We start from the raw sequence: 17,183 nt of genomic DNA on the forward strand, positions 1-17,183 counted from the left end.
TCACAATCTTTCAGCGGTACGCCCGACACGCCCGACGCCTCGCTCAGCGGCGCCGGGCTCGTCGGTCGCCGTCGCGGTCTCCCGCCCGGATCACCGCTCGGCGGATCCAGGTTTCCGTCACCTCCGCCGGCATCGGATCACCGCTCGGCGGATCCGGGTTCCCGGCCCGTGCGGCCGGGCGGCACCGGATCGCCGCTCGGTGGGTCCGGGTTCGCCGGGCGCGTGGCACGCCGCCACTGCGACGACGACCGGATCGTCCGGTGGTCTTCCGCGTGACGTGCCGACCGATTACAGTCCGAGAACCTTTCATGTTCGGCAAGTCGCGCGCCGGAGGTGGCCCATGACCACCATCAACCCCACACCGACCTCACTCCCCCTGGCGCTCGCCGAGCCGACCGTCCGCGTGCCCCGCACCTGGACCACGCTGCTGTTCGCCGCGAACCTCGGGCTCTGGATGGCGTTCTTCACGCCGATCCAGGTGCTGCTGCCGATCCAGATCGCCCGGATCGACGCCGGCGCCAAGGAGTCCATGCTGGCCTGGGTGATGGCCGCCGGCGCGCTCGCCGCGATCATCGCGAACCCGCTGGCCGGCGCGCTGTCCGACCGCACCTGCCTGCGCATCGGCGGCCGTGAGCTCGGCCGCCGGCACGCCTGGACGTCCGGCGGCGCCGTGCTCGCCGCGGCCGGCCTGGTGCTCCTCGCCCACCAGCAGACGATCCTCGGCGTCGCGCTCGGCTGGGCCGGCGTGCAGACCTGTCTCAACGCCATGCTCGCCTCGCTGACCGCCGCGGTCCCGGACCGGGTGCCGGTCGTGCAGCGCGCCGCGGTCTCCGGCTGGGTCGGCATCCCGCAGTCGCTCGGCCTGGTCGTCGGCGCCGTGCTGACCACCGCCGTCTTCACCGGCCTGATCAGCGGCTACATCGCGATCGCGATCGCGCTGCTGCTGCTCGGCCTGCCGTTCGCGCTGCGCACCACGGACGATCCGCTCCCGCGCAGCCACCGCCCGCCGCTGTCGATCCGCACGCTCCTCACGGACATGTGGATCAGCCCGCGGCGGCACCCCGACTTCGCCTGGGCCTGGGGCACCCGTTTCCTGGTGCAGCTCGGCAACGCGCTCGGCACGCTCTACCTGCTGTACTTCCTGACCGACGGCGTGCACCACCCCGACCCGGAGACCGGGCTGCTGGTCCTGATCCTGCTCTACACGGCCGGCATGATGGCCACGGCCGTGGTGTCCGGCCGCATCTCCGACCGGTCCGGCCGGCGCAAGGCGTTCGTGATCTGGTCCGGTGTGGAGATGGCGGTGGCCGCGCTGATTTTGGCGATCTGGCCCACGTTCCCGGCCGCGATCGTGGCCGCGATCCTGCTCGGCGGCGGCTACGGCGTCTATCTCGCGGTGGATGCCGCGCTGATCACCGAGGTGCTGCCGGCCGCCACGAACCGCGCGAAAGATCTCGGCGTCATCAACATCGCGAACGCGGCGCCGCAGGTCCTGGGCCCGCTGCTCTCCGCCCCGATCGTGATCCACCTCGGCGGCTACCCCACGCTCTACGTGCTCACCGCCGTCGTCACGCTCCTCGGCAGCGCCTTCGTCCTCAAGATCCGCGCGGTCCGCTGAGGCCGCCGGAAACTCTGTCGCCCGCGTGGTTAGGCTGAGCGGGTGACGGTACGTGTGCGATTCGCCCCCTCTCCCACTGGCATGTTCCACGTCGGCGGCGCCCGCTCGGCGCTCCAGAACTGGATCTACGCCAAGCAGCAGGGCGGGGTGTTCGTGCTGCGCGTCGAGGACACCGACGCGGCGCGCAACAAGCCCGAGTGGACCGAGGGCATCCTCAACGCGCTGGACTGGATCGGCATCGCGCGCGGCACGTACGAGGGCCCGCACTTCCAGTCGGCGAACGCGGCGCAGCACCGCGAGGCCGCGCAGAAGCTGTTCGACGCCGGTCGCGCCTACTACTGCGACTGCACCCGTGAGGACGTGCAGGCCCGCAACGGCTCGCAGCACCAGGGCTACGACGGCTTCCACCGCGACAAGGGCCTGGCGGCCGGCGAGGGCCGCGCGCTGCGCTTCCGCACGCCGGACGAGGGCGCCACCGTCGTGGTGGACCTGGTCCGCGGCGAGCCCACGTTCGAGAACAAGAACCTGGAAGACTTCGTGATCGCGCGCGGCGACGGCTCGCCGGTCTTCCTGCTGGCCAACGTGGTCGACGACATGATCATGGGCATCACGCACGTGATCCGCGCCGAGGAGCACCTGCCGAACACGCCGAAGCAGCAGCTGCTCTGGGAGGCGCTCGGCGTCAAGCCGCCGATCTGGGCGCACGTCCCGGTCGTGGTGAACGAGAAGCGGCAGAAGCTGTCCAAGCGCCGCGACAAGGTGTCGCTGGAGCAGTTCCGCGACGAGGGCTACCTTGCGGACGCGATGCGCAACTACCTGATGCTGCTCGGCTGGGCGCCGTCCGGCGACCGGGAGATCGTGCCCTGGTCCGTGATCGAGGACGAGTTCCGCCTGGAGGAGGTCAACCCCTCCCCCGCGTTCTTCGACGAGAAGAAGCTGCGCGCGTTCAACGGTGAGTACATCCGGGCGCTCAGCCTGGACGACTTCATCGCCGCGGTCGCGCCGTTCCTGGCCGAGGGCCCGTGGCCGGCCGAGTCCTACGACCCGCTGGTCTTCGCGAAGGTGGCGGAGCTGGCCCAGACCCGGATCGCGCTGCTCTCCGAGATCAACCAGAACGTGGACTTCCTGTTCCTGGCCGAGCCGCCGGTCGACGAGGCCGCCTGGGCCAAGGCGATGAAGGACGGCGCCGCCGACCTGCTGGCCGCCGCGATCACCGCCTATGAGGCCCAGGAGGACTGGTCCGCCGAGTCGCTGAAGGCCACGCTGGAGGCGGTCGGCGCCGAGCGCGGCCTCAAGCTCGGCAAGGCCCAGGCCCCGGTCCGCGTGGCGATCACCGGTCGCACGGTCGGCCTCCCGCTCTTCGAGTCCCTCGAGGTCCTCGGCCGCGACACCGTGCTCTCCCGCCTCCGCACGGCGCACGCGAAGCTCTGACAACACACGACCCGATGGGGGTACGGCCGGGAGCGCGCGCTCCCGGCCGTACCCCCATCGGGGTCTGTCCTTGATCTGGACCTGACGCGGCGGCACAGGCGCATCGCGCCGGCACCTGGACTCCGCCAGGGCAGCGCTCGCGGCGCAGCGGCATCGCTCCGGCCGCGCCCCGATCTCGTTCCCGCCGACGTCGACTCGGCCGGATGGCCGGCGCCGACCGCCACGATCGCGGCCGGCGGTCCGCGGGCGACTCAGCCGTAAACGGCGCGGGCCAGCCGGTGAACGTCGATACGGAGCCGGGTGAGCGCCCGGAACGACGGCGTGCGATGGTCGGCCAGGACGCCGCGGAGCAGCGCGTCCTCGGTGGCGGTGCCGCGGCGGTGCAGCGCCACCTCCACCGCCTTGCGGGCCGGCTCGGTCAGGATCAGCGAGGTGCCGGGCCCGTCCAGCCGCAGGCGCAGCGGGGCCGCGAACGGCCGCCGCAGCCGCCACCGGGCCGGGTCGTCGATGCGGGACGGGAGCGAGGCGCGCACCTCGTCCAGGTCGATGCCGAGCGTGGCCAGCAGCTCGCGGTCCCGATCGCGGGCCGCGCCGGGGCAGGCCTCGCGCACGGCGTCGGCCGGCACGCCGAGACGCGCCGCGGCCCGGTCGGAGAGCGCCAGCGCCACCAGCAGCGTCTCGTCGTCGAGGTGGGTGCGGCCGGCCTCACGCGCCAGCAGCCCGGCCCGGACGATCGCACCCCGCGCGCCCTCGTCGAACCGCGACAGCGTCCCGGCACGGGTGATCGCGCCATCGCCGGACCGCGCCCGCAGCCCGCGACTGATCGCGCGCCGCACCCCGTCACCGCACCGCGTCAGCGGCACGACGAACCGCCGTCGGCCATCACCAATTTCAGGATTTTTCATGACTGCCCCCGAATCGCGTGTTTGCGGTGTGCGGTCTGGCGGCGGACGCCGAGCGCGGCCGCGATCGCCTCCCAGGACCAGCCGGACGCGCGTGCCTGCGCCACATGCGCGGCCTCGACCTCGTCGAGCAGCCGGCGCAGCGCCGCGACCGCGGCCAGACCGGTCGCCGGATCATCCGTGCCGGCCGCGGCGGCCAGTGTGGTGAGACGACTCATGCCCGTCAGCATAAGCTGACACAGCCCGCGCTGTCAGCGCCGGCTGACGAATGATTGACGGCCACCACCATCCGGGTATGGGTACGCCCATGGCCAAGAAGAGTGATGTGGCGGTGATCGCGCATCGGCGGAAGGTGCTCGGCGGCGGGCTCGACGAGCTGCGCAAGCTGCTCACCGACGAGATCCACGACGAGCTGATCTGGTACGAGGTGCCGAAGAGCAAGAAGGCGCCGAAGAAGATCCGCAAGGCGCTGAAGGAGGGCGCCAGGACGGTCTTCGTGTGGGGCGGCGACGGCATGGTGCAGCGCACGGTGGACACGCTGGCCGGCACGGACACCACCATGGCCATCCTCCCGGCCGGCACGGCGAACCTGTTCGCCACGAACCTCGGCATACCCGAGGATCTGCCCGAGGCGGTACGCATCGGCCTGCACGGCCGGAAGAAGAAGCTGGACCTGGGCCGGATCAACGGCGAGCACTTCGCGGTCATGGCCGGCGCCGGCTTCGACGGTCACCTGATCTCCGAGGCGGACCGGGGCGCGAAGGACCAGATGGGCAAGCTCGCCTACGTCTGGACCGGGCTGCGGCACATCCAGGACGACCCCGCACCCACGAAGATCACCGTGGACGGGAACACCTGGTTCGAGGGCGAGGCCAGCTGCGTGCTGTTCGGCAACGTCAGCACGATCACCGGCGGCATCCACGCGTTCGACGACGCGAAGCCGGACGACGGCTGGATCGAGGTCGGCGTCGCCACCTCGCAGAACGCGATCGAGTGGGCCCGCACGCTGGGCCGGATGGCGTTCGGCCGCTCCGACAGCTCACCGTTCGTGCAGATCACCCGCGCGAAGCGGGTGGTGGTGACGTTCGCCGAGCCCACGCTGTACGAGCTGGACGGCGGCGACCGCGACCTCACCCGCAAGCTCAAGGTCAAGGTGGTCCCGGGCGGCGTGACGGTCCGGATCCCCGAGAAGGAGTAGCGGTCAGCGGCGGCGGGCCAGGAACGCGATCCCGGCCAGCCCGCCGGTGATCAGCACCAGCACGCCCACGTTGATCAGCAGCATGCCGCGCAGGCCGCCCATGCCCTTGAAGATGTCGCCGGTCGGGTCCACCGGCTCCTGCGCGTTGATCCGCTCGCCGCCGCCGATGCCGCCGGTCATCACGTCCGTGGTATCCGGCAGCGGCGCGCCGGCCAGCCGCAACGCGTTCGTCATGTTGAGCCGGCCGAAGAACCAGGCCGCGCTGGTCTTGCCGTCCGGCTGCTCGGCGGGCCGGAACACCCGCGGACCGCCCTCGGCCAGCGGATACAGGTCGTACGAGTACCGGTCCTTGTCGCCGTACCGCACCACGACGGTGTACTTCGGACCCAGCTTCCCCTCGTCCGGCGTGCCGGACCGCCCGCTGTTGCCGGTGAGCCAGCTGACCTGGCCGAGCATCCCGGCGAACAACTCGTCCCCGTGGCTTTCCGCCGTGATCTCGATCGGGTCCTTCAGATCCTCGCCGGACAGGACCACCGCGGTCGGCTTGGCATCATCGGCCAGCGCGGGAAGCGGCGCGGCGAACAGCGCGGTGACGATCAACAGGAGTGGTATCACGATCCGCCGGACGTTCTCTGTGATCATGAAACCCGCCGTTCCGTCGGATCGAGACCCCTACCCTGCCTACCCATCTAGAGTTCGCAGGACACGCAAGATGTTGCATCGGTCTAGGTCGGAATTGGAACCATGTGCGACTCACGGCCGACCAACGAGGGAAATTCCTCGATCGGCCGCCGCATCGTAACCAGCTGGAGGTATCTGATGGGTCACAGGGGCACACGCGTGGCGCTCGCGGTCTGCGCCGGGCTGCTGGGCGCGATGGTGGGCGCGTCACCCGCCCTCGCCCACAACTCCTTCACCGGCAGCAACCCGGAGGAGGGCGCCACGGTCGAGAAGGCGCCGGAGGAGATCGAGCTGCGCTTCCTGGAGGAGGTGGACGCGGCCGCCACCAAGATCTCGGTCACCGCGCCGCACGGCGCCTCCGGCATGAAGGGCGACGCCCGCTTCGACGGCAAGAAGATCTTCGTCCCGTTCGGTGTCGGCCAGGCCGGAAAATACACCGTGAACTACGAGATCCCGTCCGACGACGGCCACCCCGTCAAGGGCAACGTCTCGTTCACGCTGACCGAGGCCGCCGTTGCCGCCGCCGCCCCGACCCCCACCGCGGAGCCGACCACCGCCGCCCCCACGCCCGAGACCGTCCCCGCCACCGACGCGCCGGTCCTCGACCCCACCGCCAGCAGCGAGAACGACGGCGGCACCCCCGTCTGGCCCTGGCTGGTCGGCGGCCTCCTGCTGGTCGTCGCCGTCGCCGGCGGCACCATCGCCTACGGCCGACGCAAGGCTTCCTGAAACCGATCAAGAGCCGCCTACGGTACGGCCGGAACTCCCCCTTCCCGCTCCGGGACGATCCATCAGCACCGTCGTCCCGGGGCGGTCACAGCCCGGCCACGCACGTACCGGCCGCCGCAGGCGCGGCCGGAACGTGCGCCGTCTCCGTCTCGCGGCCCTCGCCCGTGCACCGCGGCACCCGCTCCGACGCGGCGTGCGGAACGGAGCGAAGCGGAGGTGAAGCCCGCCGCGAGGTCTGCCCGCGGGAGCAAGCGGGCCGGACCACGCCGGAAGCGGGAAGATCGGTATTGATCTGGATTTTTCAAGCAGCCGCGACTCGGTCAGCGACTGTGCCGCAGATATCGCTCGGCCGACGCGGCCAGCGCCGCCTTCGCGCCGGAGCTGATCACGCGGCCCCACCACGCGCCGTAGATCGTGTCGAAGTCGAACGGCTCGACCAGCGCGAGCGCGCGGCTGATCGCGGCCGGGCTCTCCGGGATCAGGTTGGGGTAGGAGTACATGAAGCTGACCCAGCGGCGGTCCATCACGACCGTGAGGACGTCGCCGGTGCAGAGGCCGCCGGGCCAGTGCAGGACGGTGCCGCCGGGGAAGTGCGTGCCGCAGTTGATCAGGGTGCGGCCGGGGAGGATCTCCAGCGTGTCGCCGTCCCAGAGGCGTACGTTGCCGCGGCGCGTGACCCACTGACGGTCGGCCGCGTGCACGTAGACGGGAATGTCGCCGAACGCGCGGCTCCACTCGATCATCGCGCCGTAGAAGTGCGGGTGGGAGATCGCGATCGCGGCCAGCCCGCCACGCTGGTGGATCTCGGCGACCGTGCGATCGTCCAGGTAGGGCACGCAGTCGAAGAGCACGTTGCCGCCCTCGCCGGGGATGATCAGCGCGCGCTGCCCGATGGCCACGGACGGCTCCACGCCGACGCCCCACAGACCGGGCGGTTCGGGACGGACGACGCCGCGGTGCCCGGCCGCGGAGAGCCCGGCCAGCGTGGTCCAGCGCTGGCCGTCCCACCCGGTGTACTGCCGCTCGTCCGCGCAGATCGCGCAGGAGCGGGCGTCGAAGCGCGCGGCACCGTACTGGACCCCGCAGGTGCGGCAGATCGGCAGCTCCGTCACGCCAAAACCCTAGTCCAGCAAAGGCCTTTCTAGAGAGCGCGGTGCATGATGTGCAGCCCGACGTACCCCTCGATGGGGTGGTGGAAGGCCGCGGGCACGGTCGCCAGGATGTCGAAGCCGAGCGAGGTCCACAGCTTCACGGCCGGCGCGTTCGTGGCCACCACCGCGTTGAACTGCATGGCGTGGTACCCGGCGGCCTTCGCGTCCGCCAGCGCGCGCTCGCCGAGCGCCCGGCCGATGCCGCGGCCGCCGTGCTCGGGCGACACCGCGAAGCCGGCGTTGGCCACGTGCGCGCCGTGGCCGGGCTGGTTCGGCGCGGTGTACGCGGTGCCGACGACGGTGCCGTCCGGGTCGACCGCGACGATGGTCGTGCCGGCGGTCCATTTGGCGCGTGCCCACTCCTCCGTGGTGTCCGGGCCCCAGGTGAAGTGCTCGCCGGTCGAGATGACCCAGCGGAGGATCGGCCAGATGCCCGGCCAGTCCGCGTCCGTCGCCGTCCTGATCTCCATCCGGCCAGCCTATCGGCGGGCGACGACCGCGGTAGCCCCAAGATCATCGTCTTTCACGACGTGGGCGGTCAGGCCCGCGCCCGTCAGGATCGCGACCGCGAGCGCGGCCTGCGCCTCACTCGTCTCGGTGAGCAGGCGGCCGCCCGGCGCCAGCCACCCCGCCGCCGACGCGGCCACGCGGCGCAGCAGGTCGAGGCCGTCCGGGCCGCCGTCCAGCGCGTACCGGGGCTCGTGGTCGCGCGCCTCCGGCGGCATCAGCGCGACCGCGTCCGTCGGCACGTAGGGCACGTTCGCCAGCAGGACCGTCACGGTGCCGCGCAGGTCCGGCAGCAGCGGCGAGAAGAGGTCACCGGCGAACGCGGTGCCGCCGAGCGGGGCGAGGTTGCGCGCGGCGCAGGCGACCGCGACCGGGTCGATGTCGGCCGCGACCAGGCGCGACCCGGGCAACGCCAGCGCGGTCGCGCCGCCGAGCGCGCCACACCCGCAGCACAGGTCCAGGACGGTCGCGTTTTCAGAACCGAGCGACGCGGCGGTACGCACGAGCAGCTCGCTGCGCTGCCGGGGCACGAACACGCCGGGGTCCACGGCCCACCGCCGCCCCGCGAACTCCACCCAGCCGACCACGTGCTCCAGCGGCTCCCCGGCGATCCGGCGGGCGGCCATCGTCTCCAGCTCGCCCGGGGTGGCGGCCGCGTCGCGCAGCAGCCGGGCCTCGTCCTCCGCGAACACGCAACCGGCCGCACGCAGCCGCTCCACCAGGTCGATCACGCGCGGAACGTACCGGAAACTGCCAGCAAACGCCCAGCAATTCCGCCTGGGCGGTGTGCCGTCCGGCCACGCATCCTGTGAGACATGGGGGCCATCGAGACCGAACACCTGACGAAGCAGTTCGCGGATCTGCGGGGCGTGCACGACCTCTGCCTGTCCGTGCCGGTCGGCGAGGTGTTCGGGCTGCTCGGGCCGTCCGGCGCGGGTAAGACCACCACGCTGCGCCTGCTGCTGGACCTGGTCCGGCCGACCGCCGGGCGGGTGACCGTGCTGGGCGAGCCGCCGGCGTCGGCCCGCGTCCGCGCGCGGATCGGCTACGTGCCCGCGGAGGTGGTGTTCGAGAGCCGGGAGAGTGCGCTGTCGCTGCTGCGCGGGCTGGATCGGGCACGGGGCGGGCGGAATGCGGCGCGGATGCGTACCCTCGCGGATCGTCTGGGTCTGGACACCGGCCGCCGGGTGCGCTCGCTCTCGCCCGGCAACCGCCGCCGGCTGGCGCTGGTGCAGGCGTTCATGCACGATCCGGAGCTGCTGCTGCTCGACGAGCCGGCGTTCGGGCTGGATCCGGCCGGGCGCACCGAGCTGATCGCGCTGATCCGCCAGGCGCGTGCGGAGGGGCGCACGGTCGTGCTCTGCGCGCGGCAGGCCACCGAGGCGTGGGAGGTGGCGGACCGGGTCGGCGTGCTGCACGAGGGCCGGCTGGTCGGCCTGGAGCGGGTGGAGCAGCGGACCGCGCGCCGCCCGCCGCGACGCGTGCAGGTGCACTTCGCGGACCCGGTGCCGCGCGCGGACTTCTTCGGCCTGCCCGGCGTCACCGACCTGGGCCTGGACGGCCGCGTGCTCTGGTGCACGGTGGACGGCCCGCTGGACCCGTTGATCAAGGCGTCCGCGCGGCACATCGTCACCGACATGATCATTACGGAGCCGACGCCGAGCGAGGCGCTGATCAACCGTTACTACGCCGCCACCCACCTCCCCTTCGGGGACAAGTCATGATCCTGCTGTGGCGCACGCTCGCCGATTTCCGTCGGCGCACGCTGGGCTGGGCGGTGGTGGCCAGCGTGTTCGCCATCGGCTATGCGCGGATTTATAGTGATTTACGGAGCAGTGGCCTGCTGGTCGAGAGCCGGACGCCGGCCATGCAGGATCTGATCGACACGGTCGAGCGTGCCCCGATGGCCGGATACCTGGAGACCACGGTCTACGGCCTGATGCCCCCGCTGCTGGTGGTGCTGTGCGCGGTCGGGCTCGGCGCGCGCGCCGTCGCCGGCCTGGAGGAGACCGGCGAGCTCGAACTGCTGCTGGCCGGCCCGATCGGCCGCCGGCGCCTGGTGCTCACCCGCTACGCCGGCCTCGTCGTCTCCGTCACGCTGATCGGCCTGATCATCTGGGCCTCCGTGCAGTGGTTCGTCTTCGCCGGCCGCATCCGGATCGACGCCGTCGACGTGGCCGCCGCCTGCGCCGGCGTCGTCCTGGTGGGTCTCTTCTTCGGCTCGATGGCCTTCGCGGCCGGCGCCTTCACCGGCGACCGCACGGTCGCGCTGACGCTGACCGGCACGCTGGTGACCGTCGCCTACAGCCTCCGCGCGCTGGCCGACACGGCCGACGAGACCCGCGCGATGCGCTGGCTGTCGCCGTTCCAGTACCACCTCGGCGGCGAGGGGCCGCATCCGCTGTGGCCCGGCGGTTACGAACTGCTGCTGATCCTGCTCACGGGCGGGCTGCTGACGGCCGCGGTCTACGGCTTCGGCCGGCGTGACGTGGGGACGGAGGCGGCCTGACGGCCTTTTCCACCGATCTTCCCGCTTCCGGCACGGTCCAGCCCGCTTGCTCCCGCGGCGGGCTTCACCTCCGCTTCGCTCCGTTCCGCACGCCGCGTCGGAGCCGGTGCCGCGGTGCACGGGCAGGGGCCGCGAGACGGCGCGACTCGCGTCCCGGCCGCGCCTGCGCCGCCTTTCCACAGCCGCACCTTGTCAGACGCGCATGGAGTTCCCTCAGGATTCCAGCCTTGACAGCGGGACCTTCCCGAGGGTCACATCACGTCGCGCCCGGTCAGCGGATGAGCGCTGTCTTGTCCAGTTCCTCGAGCAACGTCGCCCTGTCGACCTCGCCGGTCTCGCTCACACCGACCTCCGTCGTCACGTCCTCATCGCCGATCGCACTGTTCCAGCGCCGCAGCAAATCGGGCATCCCGTCCGACCTGCCGATCGCAACGGCCTCACCAAGGCCCGCATCGGCCTGGACGAACGCGGTCTGGCGAATCGCCTGCTTCCGTGGTTGATAGACGACAACGAGGTCGGCCAGACGTATCACGAACGGTGCGGCCGCCCCGCTCTTCCTGGACTGGTTCTCGAAGTCCTCGATCTCGTCCTGCCAGATGTCCGCCCCCTCCATCCGATCGAAACCGAGGCGTCCGTACAGCGAGTCGGCGTCCTGGCGGACCTGCCCGACGTGCCACCGGCGCCCGTATCTCTCGGTCTTCCGCCCCGGTCTCAGCGCGTCGCGGACGAGCGCTTCCCGGTCAGCGAACAGATCCAGCTGCGGCGAGGCAACAAGCCTCGCCCGCGCCACCCGGCCCGTCAGCCTGATTGACATGCAACGATGCCAACCATTGAGTAGTCGCGACGTAACCTTGAGTAGCAGTTACTACAGGGCCGGCTCGGCGTGCATCATCGAGGGCTCACAGCCGGACCAGGTGACGGCAGCCCTGTTTGGGAGATCCGGGACGGCAGCGCGATACTCGGCGGAAGATCAGCCCGAGGAGAGCCGAGGTCACCGCGTGCCGACGTCGCCGGGCATAGACGCCCACCACGACCACCAGCGGCATGCCGAGGCGGACATGGCGTGGCGGCGGGCATTCGAGCTGGCCGGAACGCTGCCGGTGCCGCTGCCGGCCGAACGGGTGACGCTGGCGGAGGCGGCCGGGCGGACGCTGGCCGAGGATGCCACCTCCGCCGTGCTGCTGCCGGGGACGGACACCGCGGCCATGGACGGCTACGCGGTCGCGGGATCACCGCCGTGGCGGGTGATCGGGCAGGTGCTGGCCGGGCGCCCCGCGAACGGCCTTCCCGACCTGGCGGACGGCACGGCGGTGGAGATCGCCACCGGCGCACCGGTCCCGGGCGGCACGGACGCGGTGATCCCGATCGAGGTCTGCCACATCGAGGGCGACACGGTCCGGCCCGCGACACCGGTCCAACCCGCGACACCGGTCCGACCCGCGACACCGGGACAGCACGCCACACCGGGACGGCACGCGATAACAGGACAGCACGCCACTCCGGCGCAGCCCGCGACGACGCCGCGAACCCGCACGCACATCCGCCGCGCCGGCGAGGACCTGACGCCGGGCCTGCCGCTCGCGTCCGCGGGCACGCCGGTCACGGCCACGCTGACCGGCCTGGCCGCGCATGCGGGCCTGGATCACCTCACCGTCCACCGGAGCCCGCGGATACGCCTGACCGCGACCGGCGACGAGGTCATCCCGTCCGGCATACCGGCGCCCGGCCAGGTACGCGACGCGCTGACCCCGCTGCTCACCGCGCTGCTCCACCACACCGGCGCCACGCTGGCCGCGGCCGGCCACGTGCCCGACCGCGCCGAACTGCTGGAAGCGGCGCTCGAAAGCACCGACTGGGACGTCATGGTCGTGACCGGCTCGTCCTCGGTCGGCCGCGCCGATCACCTCCACCGCGTGCTGACCGCGCTGCGCGCCCGCTGGCACGTCGACGGCGTGGCCTGCCGCCCCGGCCATCCGCAGGCGCTCGCCCAGCTCCCGGACGGCCGGTGGGTGGTCGGCCTGCCCGGCAACCCCTACGCCGCGCTGGTCGGCGCCGTCACGCTGCTCCGCCCGCTGCTCGACGCGCTCCAGGGCCGCGCCCCGCGCCGGTTCCCGAGGCTGCCGGTGACCGGCGACGTCCGCCCGTACCCGACCGGCACCCGCCTCATCCCGGTCCACGTCGCCGGCGATCACGCGACCGTGGTCCCCGGTTCGCGCCCGGCCAGCCTGCTCGCGGCCGCCACCGCGGACGCGCTCGCGGTCGTCCCGGCCGACTGGACGCCCGGCGACGCGACAGAGCTGCTACCCGTGCAGTGACGCGCCCTTGAGCACCTTGTCGACCGTGTTGCGCGGCGCGTGCAGGCCGATGCCGACCAGGTTCAGGTCGTCGCGGCGGACCGCGGCCACGGCCTCCCGGTTCGCGGCGTCGTGGCCGGTCTTGAACAGCTCCTCCGTGAAGATCGCCAGGGAGACGCCGCGGGAGAGCGCGCGGTCGTGGGCCGCGGTCAGCAGCGCGGCGTCGCCCGCGAAGACCATCACCGGCTGGCCGAACATCGGCAGGTAGGCGGTGCCGTCCGCGTCCGCGTAGGGCTCGCCGAGCAGGTGCGGGGCCGCGCCGGCCAGGCCGCTGATCAGGAACGCGGTCACGTTCAGCCGCTGCCAGGTCAGCAGGTCGTCCCGCAGCAGCACGGCGATCTTGGTTTCGAACCTCATGCCGCTCAGCCTGATGCACGCCACGGCCGCCGGTCTTGTACGTTTCTGACCATGCGTGAGCTGGTCACGGCCTGGCAGCCGGCCGTCCCGGGCGTGCGGGAGGTGTTCCACGCGCGCTTCGTCGCGCACGCCTACCCCGCGCACACGCACGACGCCTGGACGCTGCTGATCGTGGACGACGGCGCCATCACGTACGACCTGGAGCAGCACCATCACGGCACGGTCGGCCCGATGGTGACGCTGCTGCCGCCGCACGTGCCGCACGACGGCCGCGCCGCCACCACGCACGGTTTCCGCAAGCGCGTGCTCTACCTCGACACGACCGTGCTCGGCACGGAGCTGATCGGCGCGGCCGTGGACAGTCCGGGCCTGGCCGACGCGCTGCTGCGCCGCCGCATCGCGCGGCTGCACGAGACGCTGGCGAGCCCGGGTGACGTGCTGGAGAGCGAGAGCCGGCTCGCGCTGATCCGTGACCGGCTGCGCGCGCACCTGCTGCCGCACGTCCCGGCCGGGACGCCCGCCCGGCGAGGGCTGGCCGACGACCTGCGCGCGCTGCTGGACCGGGACACCGCCGCCGGGGTGACGCTGCGTGACGCGGCCGCGGAGCTGCACGCGCATCCGAGCCATCTGGTGCGGGCGTTCAGCCGCACGTTCGGCCTGCCGCCGCACCGCTATCTGACCGGCCGCCGGGTGGACGCGGCCCGCCGGATGCTGCTCGCCGGCCGGCCTGCGGCCGAGGTCGCGATCGCGGCCGGCTTCCACGACCAGTCGCACCTGAGCCGCCACTTCACCCGGGTCCTCGGCGTCACGCCGGGCCGCTACGCGGCAGGATCACGATCAAGAGCAGCATCAGGGGGTACGCCGTGAGCGCGCACGGCGTACCCCCTGATGATCTGGAACTTAGTTCTTGACCGTGAATGCGGTCGGCAGCAGCGGCAGCGTGGCACCGCCGGTGGTCCGGAGCTGGTCCGCGCCCACGTCGGCCCGCGGCCCGCACAGCGCCGTGAGGATGATGCGGTTGAGCGCCTCGCCCTGCTCCGGCGTGGCGCCGAAGTTGAGGCCGTAGGGAACGCCGGCCGCGACCTGGGTACGCCCGTCCGCGGACGTGAGCACCTGGGTGATCTGGCCGATCACCGCGCCGTCGTGGCCGTAGAACGTGCCGCAGGGCGACTGCATCGCGTAGACGCCGAGGCCGTAGCGGAGCGCGTCCGGCGCCTCCGGGATCATCGGCACCGCGCCGTCGAACAGCGCCTTCTGCTGCGCCGGTGTGAGCAGCCGGCCGGTGAACAGCGCGCGGTGGAACGTGTTCAGGTCGTCCATCGTGGAGATGATCTCGCCCGCGGTCCACGCCCAGGTCATGTTGTAGACGCTGAAGTCCCGCAGCGCGACCTCGCCGGTCTCCAGGTTCGGCCACAGCACGTAGGCGCCCGCGTGCGGCCCGCGGATCTGCGGGTCACGGCCCGGGAAGTACGTGTCGCGGAGCCCCAGCGGCGTGATGATCCGCCGGTTGATCTCCTTCTCCACGTCGTTGCCGGTCACCTTCTCGATGATCAGCCCGGCCAGGATGTAGTTGGTGTTCGAGTAGGAGAACACCTCGCCCGGCGCGCCGGTGAGCGGGAACGACTGCCCGAGGCGGACCAGCTCGTCCGGCGTGAACGTGCGGGTCTGCCACTCCTGGACGGTCTCGTAGTTCAGCGCCGACGTGTAGTTGCCGATGCCGCTGGTGTGGTTGAGCAGCTGACGCACGGTGATCTTCGGGTCGAGATCGAAGCGCGGCAGCAGCCGGTCCACGCCGGCGTCCAGCGAGAGCCGCCGCTCGCCGGCCAGCTGCAGGATCGTGGTGGACACGAACGATTTCGTCATGCTGCCGACGCGGTGCCGGGAATCCGCCCGCGCGGGCTTCCCGGTGTCGACGAACGCCACGCCGGACGCGCCGTTGAACGTCTTGCCGTCGCGGCGGACCTGCACGTAGGTTCCGGTCACGCCGGCCGCGACCAGCGCGTCCAGCGTGGGCTGGATCTCGGCGGCGAGCGGGTTGGTCCTCGAGTCGGTCTTCGGTCCGGCGAACGCCACCCCCGTGTGGGTCAGTGCCGCGGTGCCGGTCAGGACGATCGCCGCGAGGGCGGCGCCGGTCCGGGTCCACAGAGCTCTGTTACGCCATGGTTTCGACATGTGCACATCCTCTCGGCCGGGCCGGGGTGCGGGCGTCGGCCGCGAAGCGGAACCGCATGTCCCTCTCAGGACGGATCCGCGCGGTGCCGTGTCCGCCTCCAGGCAGCACTGTCCTCTCCCTACCGGGAACGAGTTTCGTCTCGGCCAGACTGCGATCTGCAAGGTGGCAGATTGGGGGTTGGCACTACGCCGGGGAGCGTGAGAGACTTGCGTCACGGTTGGAGTGGCACTGCAGATCGGTACTTCGCAAGGGCAGATCCGAGGGTTCGGCGCACGGCCCGACGGACTGCCGGCAAGAGCAGACGAGGGCAACCTGGCGGCAACCGGGTTGCCTTCGCAGCATCCAGGCCAAGGTCAACTTTCACCGCTTCCACATCTCCCTCCCCTCTCGCACCGCACGGCACAGCCGGCGGACGATCATCGATAGAGGACGACTCGCCAGGTCCCCCGCGGGACCGGCGAGTCGGTCGCACGCATGCACCCCGCGAGTCGTATGATGGGTCGCAGGCTGCGACCTCGCAGATCGGTTTATGCAACGGGTTACCTTCCTACATAGAGGATCTGTATGACCACGCCCCCGCCGGCTGAATCACCTGCGGTCGCGCGGCGCCGGCTGAGGCTCGCGCTGCGGCGAGCCCGTGAGGACAAGGGCTTCACGCAGCATCAGGTGGCAGACGAGATGGAGTGGTCCATCTCCAAGGTCATGCGCATCGAGAGCGGTGAGGTCACCGTCTCGGTCAACGACACCAGATCCCTGCTCAACTACCTCGGTGTCGCGGACACCGAGGAGGTCTCCCGGCTCGTGCAGTCCGCGCGCGACGCCCGCAAGCGCGAGTGGTGGGACGAGCCGCAGTTCCGCGAGCACCTCCCCCCGGCGATGCGCCGGCTCATCCAGTTCGAGACCGAAGCGCGCACCATCCGCTACTTCCTCTCGATGCTGATCCCCGGCCCGCTCCAGGTGCCGGATTACGCGCAGGCGGTCTTCGCGGCGTTCCAGACCAAGCTGCCCGACGCGACCGCCGAGGTCCGGCGCGAGGCACGCCGCCGGCGCCGCCGGGCCTTCCTGGAGCGGCGCGACAATCCCGCCGTGATGCTGTTGCTGGACGAGTCCGTGCTGCACCGCACGCTCGGCGACTTCGGCCTTCTCGCCACGCAGCTGTACGACCTGCATGCGCTGGCCACCCAGGGCCGGCTGACGATCCGGATCATTCCGTTCACGACCAGCACCGCGCTGGCCATGTTCGCGACGTTCGAGATCTACGACTTCAGCGACCCCGACGACAGCTCCGAGGCGAACGACAACGACGCGGTGCTCTACCGCGAGAGCAATCTCCTCGATGAGCTGGTCGAAGACGATGCTTCCGTTTCACGACATCTGACAGAGTTCACCGATCTCTGGAACGCCGCGCTCAATGAGAGCACGTCCATTCAGATGATTCTGGAGGCAGCGCAAAAGGCTGCCGGCCTTGCAGGAAGTACTACCAGTACAAGCAGCACACCCGGATAAAGAACGGCCGGGCCGGGTGTGCCCTTTCCGCCACCCGTGCCCGTCCGCGCCAGAGAGGGCACAGGCA

Annotated in this window: 18 protein-coding genes; 9 read left to right on the forward strand and 9 right to left on the reverse strand. The window is 71.6% G+C overall.

Translation table 11 applies throughout. The features are described from left to right. Positions 1-340 precede the first annotated feature (340 nt). Positions 341-1,618 carry an MFS transporter gene (locus OP04_RS25035; protein WP_033342272.1) on the forward strand — a complete coding sequence of 426 codons (1,278 nt, stop codon included), beginning with the start codon at positions 341-343 and terminating at the stop codon, positions 1,616-1,618. Between the two features lie 42 nt (positions 1,619-1,660). Beyond that, positions 1,661-3,049, forward strand: coding sequence for a glutamate--tRNA ligase (gene gltX / locus OP04_RS25040; protein WP_085066744.1), 1,389 nt, complete (start codon positions 1,661-1,663; stop codon positions 3,047-3,049). 251 nt (positions 3,050-3,300) lie between these two features. Here gltX and OP04_RS25045 read toward each other — a convergent pair whose 3' ends face one another. After that, a complete protein-coding gene (locus OP04_RS25045) occupies positions 3,301-3,885 on the reverse strand; it encodes a Clp protease N-terminal domain-containing protein (RefSeq protein ID WP_198153968.1) in 585 nt (194 codons plus the stop codon). 65 nt (positions 3,886-3,950) lie between these two features. Then, complete coding sequence (locus tag OP04_RS25050; protein ID WP_033342312.1) at positions 3,951-4,169, reverse strand: helix-turn-helix domain-containing protein; 219 nt, start codon at positions 4,167-4,169, stop codon at positions 3,951-3,953. A 77-nt stretch (positions 4,170-4,246) separates the two neighbouring features. On the opposite strand from OP04_RS25050, the gene OP04_RS25055 reads away from it, so the two are divergent. Beyond that, entirely contained in the window at positions 4,247-5,149 is a 903-nt protein-coding gene (locus OP04_RS25055) for a diacylglycerol/lipid kinase family protein (RefSeq protein ID WP_232323730.1), read from the forward strand. 3 nt (positions 5,150-5,152) lie between these two features. Here OP04_RS25055 and OP04_RS25060 read toward each other — a convergent pair whose 3' ends face one another. Beyond that, positions 5,153-5,791 (reverse strand): hypothetical protein, encoded by a 639-nt coding sequence (locus OP04_RS25060; protein WP_051798926.1) that lies wholly within the window; start codon positions 5,789-5,791, stop codon positions 5,153-5,155. A 177-nt stretch (positions 5,792-5,968) separates the two neighbouring features. Here OP04_RS25060 and OP04_RS25065 point away from each other — a divergent pair, with 177 nt between their 5' ends. Beyond that, positions 5,969-6,559: a copper resistance CopC family protein gene (locus tag OP04_RS25065; RefSeq protein ID WP_033342276.1), complete on the forward strand. Its 591-nt coding sequence runs from the start codon at positions 5,969-5,971 to the stop codon at positions 6,557-6,559. A gap of 320 nt (positions 6,560-6,879) precedes the next feature. On the opposite strand, the gene OP04_RS25070 is transcribed toward OP04_RS25065, so the two are convergent. Genes OP04_RS25070 through OP04_RS25080 form a run of 3 tightly spaced genes read right to left on the reverse strand, consistent with a single transcriptional unit; the run spans position 6,880 to position 8,945 of the window. Next, entirely contained in the window at positions 6,880-7,671 is a 792-nt protein-coding gene (locus tag OP04_RS25070) for an MBL fold metallo-hydrolase (RefSeq protein ID WP_033342277.1), read from the reverse strand. A gap of 29 nt (positions 7,672-7,700) precedes the next feature. Next, the gene (locus OP04_RS25075) at positions 7,701-8,180 is read right to left on the reverse strand and encodes a GNAT family N-acetyltransferase (RefSeq protein ID WP_033342278.1); all 480 of its coding nucleotides are present in this window, start codon (positions 8,178-8,180) and stop codon (positions 7,701-7,703) included. Positions 8,181-8,189: 9 nt separating this feature from the next. Continuing rightward, positions 8,190-8,945, reverse strand: coding sequence for a putative protein N(5)-glutamine methyltransferase (locus tag OP04_RS25080; RefSeq protein WP_033342314.1), 756 nt, complete (start codon positions 8,943-8,945; stop codon positions 8,190-8,192). Between the two features lie 87 nt (positions 8,946-9,032). On the opposite strand from OP04_RS25080, the gene OP04_RS25085 reads away from it, so the two are divergent. Beyond that, positions 9,033-9,941 (forward strand): ABC transporter ATP-binding protein, encoded by a 909-nt coding sequence (locus OP04_RS25085; protein WP_033342279.1) that lies wholly within the window; start codon positions 9,033-9,035, stop codon positions 9,939-9,941. Next, positions 9,938-10,726 (forward strand): ABC transporter permease subunit, encoded by a 789-nt coding sequence (locus OP04_RS25090; RefSeq protein WP_051798930.1) that lies wholly within the window; start codon positions 9,938-9,940, stop codon positions 10,724-10,726. Before OP04_RS25085 ends, OP04_RS25090 begins: the two co-directional genes overlap by 4 nt. A gap of 271 nt (positions 10,727-10,997) precedes the next feature. Here OP04_RS25090 and OP04_RS25095 read toward each other — a convergent pair whose 3' ends face one another. Beyond that, positions 10,998-11,540: a hypothetical protein gene (locus OP04_RS25095; RefSeq protein ID WP_033342280.1), complete on the reverse strand. Its 543-nt coding sequence runs from the start codon at positions 11,538-11,540 to the stop codon at positions 10,998-11,000. Positions 11,541-11,724: 184 nt separating this feature from the next. On the opposite strand from OP04_RS25095, the gene OP04_RS25100 reads away from it, so the two are divergent. Then, positions 11,725-13,041 (forward strand): molybdopterin molybdotransferase MoeA, encoded by a 1,317-nt coding sequence (locus OP04_RS25100; RefSeq protein WP_051798932.1) that lies wholly within the window; start codon positions 11,725-11,727, stop codon positions 13,039-13,041. On the opposite strand, the gene OP04_RS25105 is transcribed toward OP04_RS25100, so the two are convergent. Beyond that, on the reverse strand, positions 13,027-13,437 hold the full coding sequence (locus OP04_RS25105) for a DUF2000 domain-containing protein (RefSeq protein WP_033342281.1): 411 nt from the start codon (positions 13,435-13,437) through the stop codon (positions 13,027-13,029). The genes OP04_RS25100 and OP04_RS25105 overlap by 15 nt on opposite strands. Positions 13,438-13,488: 51 nt before the next feature. On the opposite strand from OP04_RS25105, the gene OP04_RS25110 reads away from it, so the two are divergent. Continuing rightward, entirely contained in the window at positions 13,489-14,304 is an 816-nt protein-coding gene (locus OP04_RS25110) for a helix-turn-helix domain-containing protein (RefSeq protein WP_033342282.1), read from the forward strand. Between the two features lie 33 nt (positions 14,305-14,337). Here the strand turns inward: OP04_RS25110 and OP04_RS25115 are convergent, their stop codons facing one another. Continuing rightward, the gene (locus OP04_RS25115) at positions 14,338-15,609 is read right to left on the reverse strand and encodes a serine hydrolase domain-containing protein (RefSeq protein ID WP_051798934.1); all 1,272 of its coding nucleotides are present in this window, start codon (positions 15,607-15,609) and stop codon (positions 14,338-14,340) included. A 565-nt stretch (positions 15,610-16,174) separates the two neighbouring features. Here OP04_RS25115 and OP04_RS25120 point away from each other — a divergent pair. Further along, a complete protein-coding gene (locus OP04_RS25120) occupies positions 16,175-17,116 on the forward strand; it encodes a helix-turn-helix domain-containing protein (protein WP_051798936.1) in 942 nt (313 codons plus the stop codon). Positions 17,117-17,183: the final 67 nt, after the last annotated feature.

Origin of the sequence: Catenuloplanes japonicus (assembly GCF_000717135.1) — a bacterium.
Lineage (GTDB): Bacteria > Actinomycetota > Actinomycetes > Mycobacteriales > Micromonosporaceae > Catenuloplanes > Catenuloplanes japonicus.

What these genes read in the sequence shown, in the direction of transcription:
- OP04_RS25035 (WP_033342272.1), top strand. Translation starts at nt 341, where the DNA reads ATGACCACCATCAACCCCACACCGACCTCACTCCCCCTGGCGCTCGCC.
- OP04_RS25090 (WP_051798930.1), top strand. Translation starts at nt 9,938, where the DNA reads ATGATCCTGCTGTGGCGCACGCTCGCCGATTTCCGTCGGCGCACGCTG.
- OP04_RS25105 (WP_033342281.1), bottom strand. Translation starts at nt 13,437, where the DNA reads ATGAGGTTCGAAACCAAGATCGCCGTGCTGCTGCGGGACGACCTGCTG.
- OP04_RS25050 (WP_033342312.1), bottom strand. Translation starts at nt 4,169, where the DNA reads ATGAGTCGTCTCACCACACTGGCCGCCGCGGCCGGCACGGATGATCCG.
- OP04_RS25115 (WP_051798934.1), bottom strand. Translation starts at nt 15,609, where the DNA reads ATGTCGAAACCATGGCGTAACAGAGCTCTGTGGACCCGGACCGGCGCC.
- OP04_RS25055 (WP_232323730.1), top strand. Translation starts at nt 4,247, where the DNA reads ATGGGTACGCCCATGGCCAAGAAGAGTGATGTGGCGGTGATCGCGCAT.
- OP04_RS25120 (WP_051798936.1), top strand. Translation starts at nt 16,175, where the DNA reads ATGACCACGCCCCCGCCGGCTGAATCACCTGCGGTCGCGCGGCGCCGG.
- OP04_RS25110 (WP_033342282.1), top strand. Translation starts at nt 13,489, where the DNA reads ATGCGTGAGCTGGTCACGGCCTGGCAGCCGGCCGTCCCGGGCGTGCGG.
- OP04_RS25075 (WP_033342278.1), bottom strand. Translation starts at nt 8,180, where the DNA reads ATGGAGATCAGGACGGCGACGGACGCGGACTGGCCGGGCATCTGGCCG.
- OP04_RS25095 (WP_033342280.1), bottom strand. Translation starts at nt 11,540, where the DNA reads ATGTCAATCAGGCTGACGGGCCGGGTGGCGCGGGCGAGGCTTGTTGCC.
- OP04_RS25085 (WP_033342279.1), top strand. Translation starts at nt 9,033, where the DNA reads ATGGGGGCCATCGAGACCGAACACCTGACGAAGCAGTTCGCGGATCTG.
- OP04_RS25065 (WP_033342276.1), top strand. Translation starts at nt 5,969, where the DNA reads ATGGGTCACAGGGGCACACGCGTGGCGCTCGCGGTCTGCGCCGGGCTG.
- OP04_RS25060 (WP_051798926.1), bottom strand. Translation starts at nt 5,791, where the DNA reads ATGATCACAGAGAACGTCCGGCGGATCGTGATACCACTCCTGTTGATC.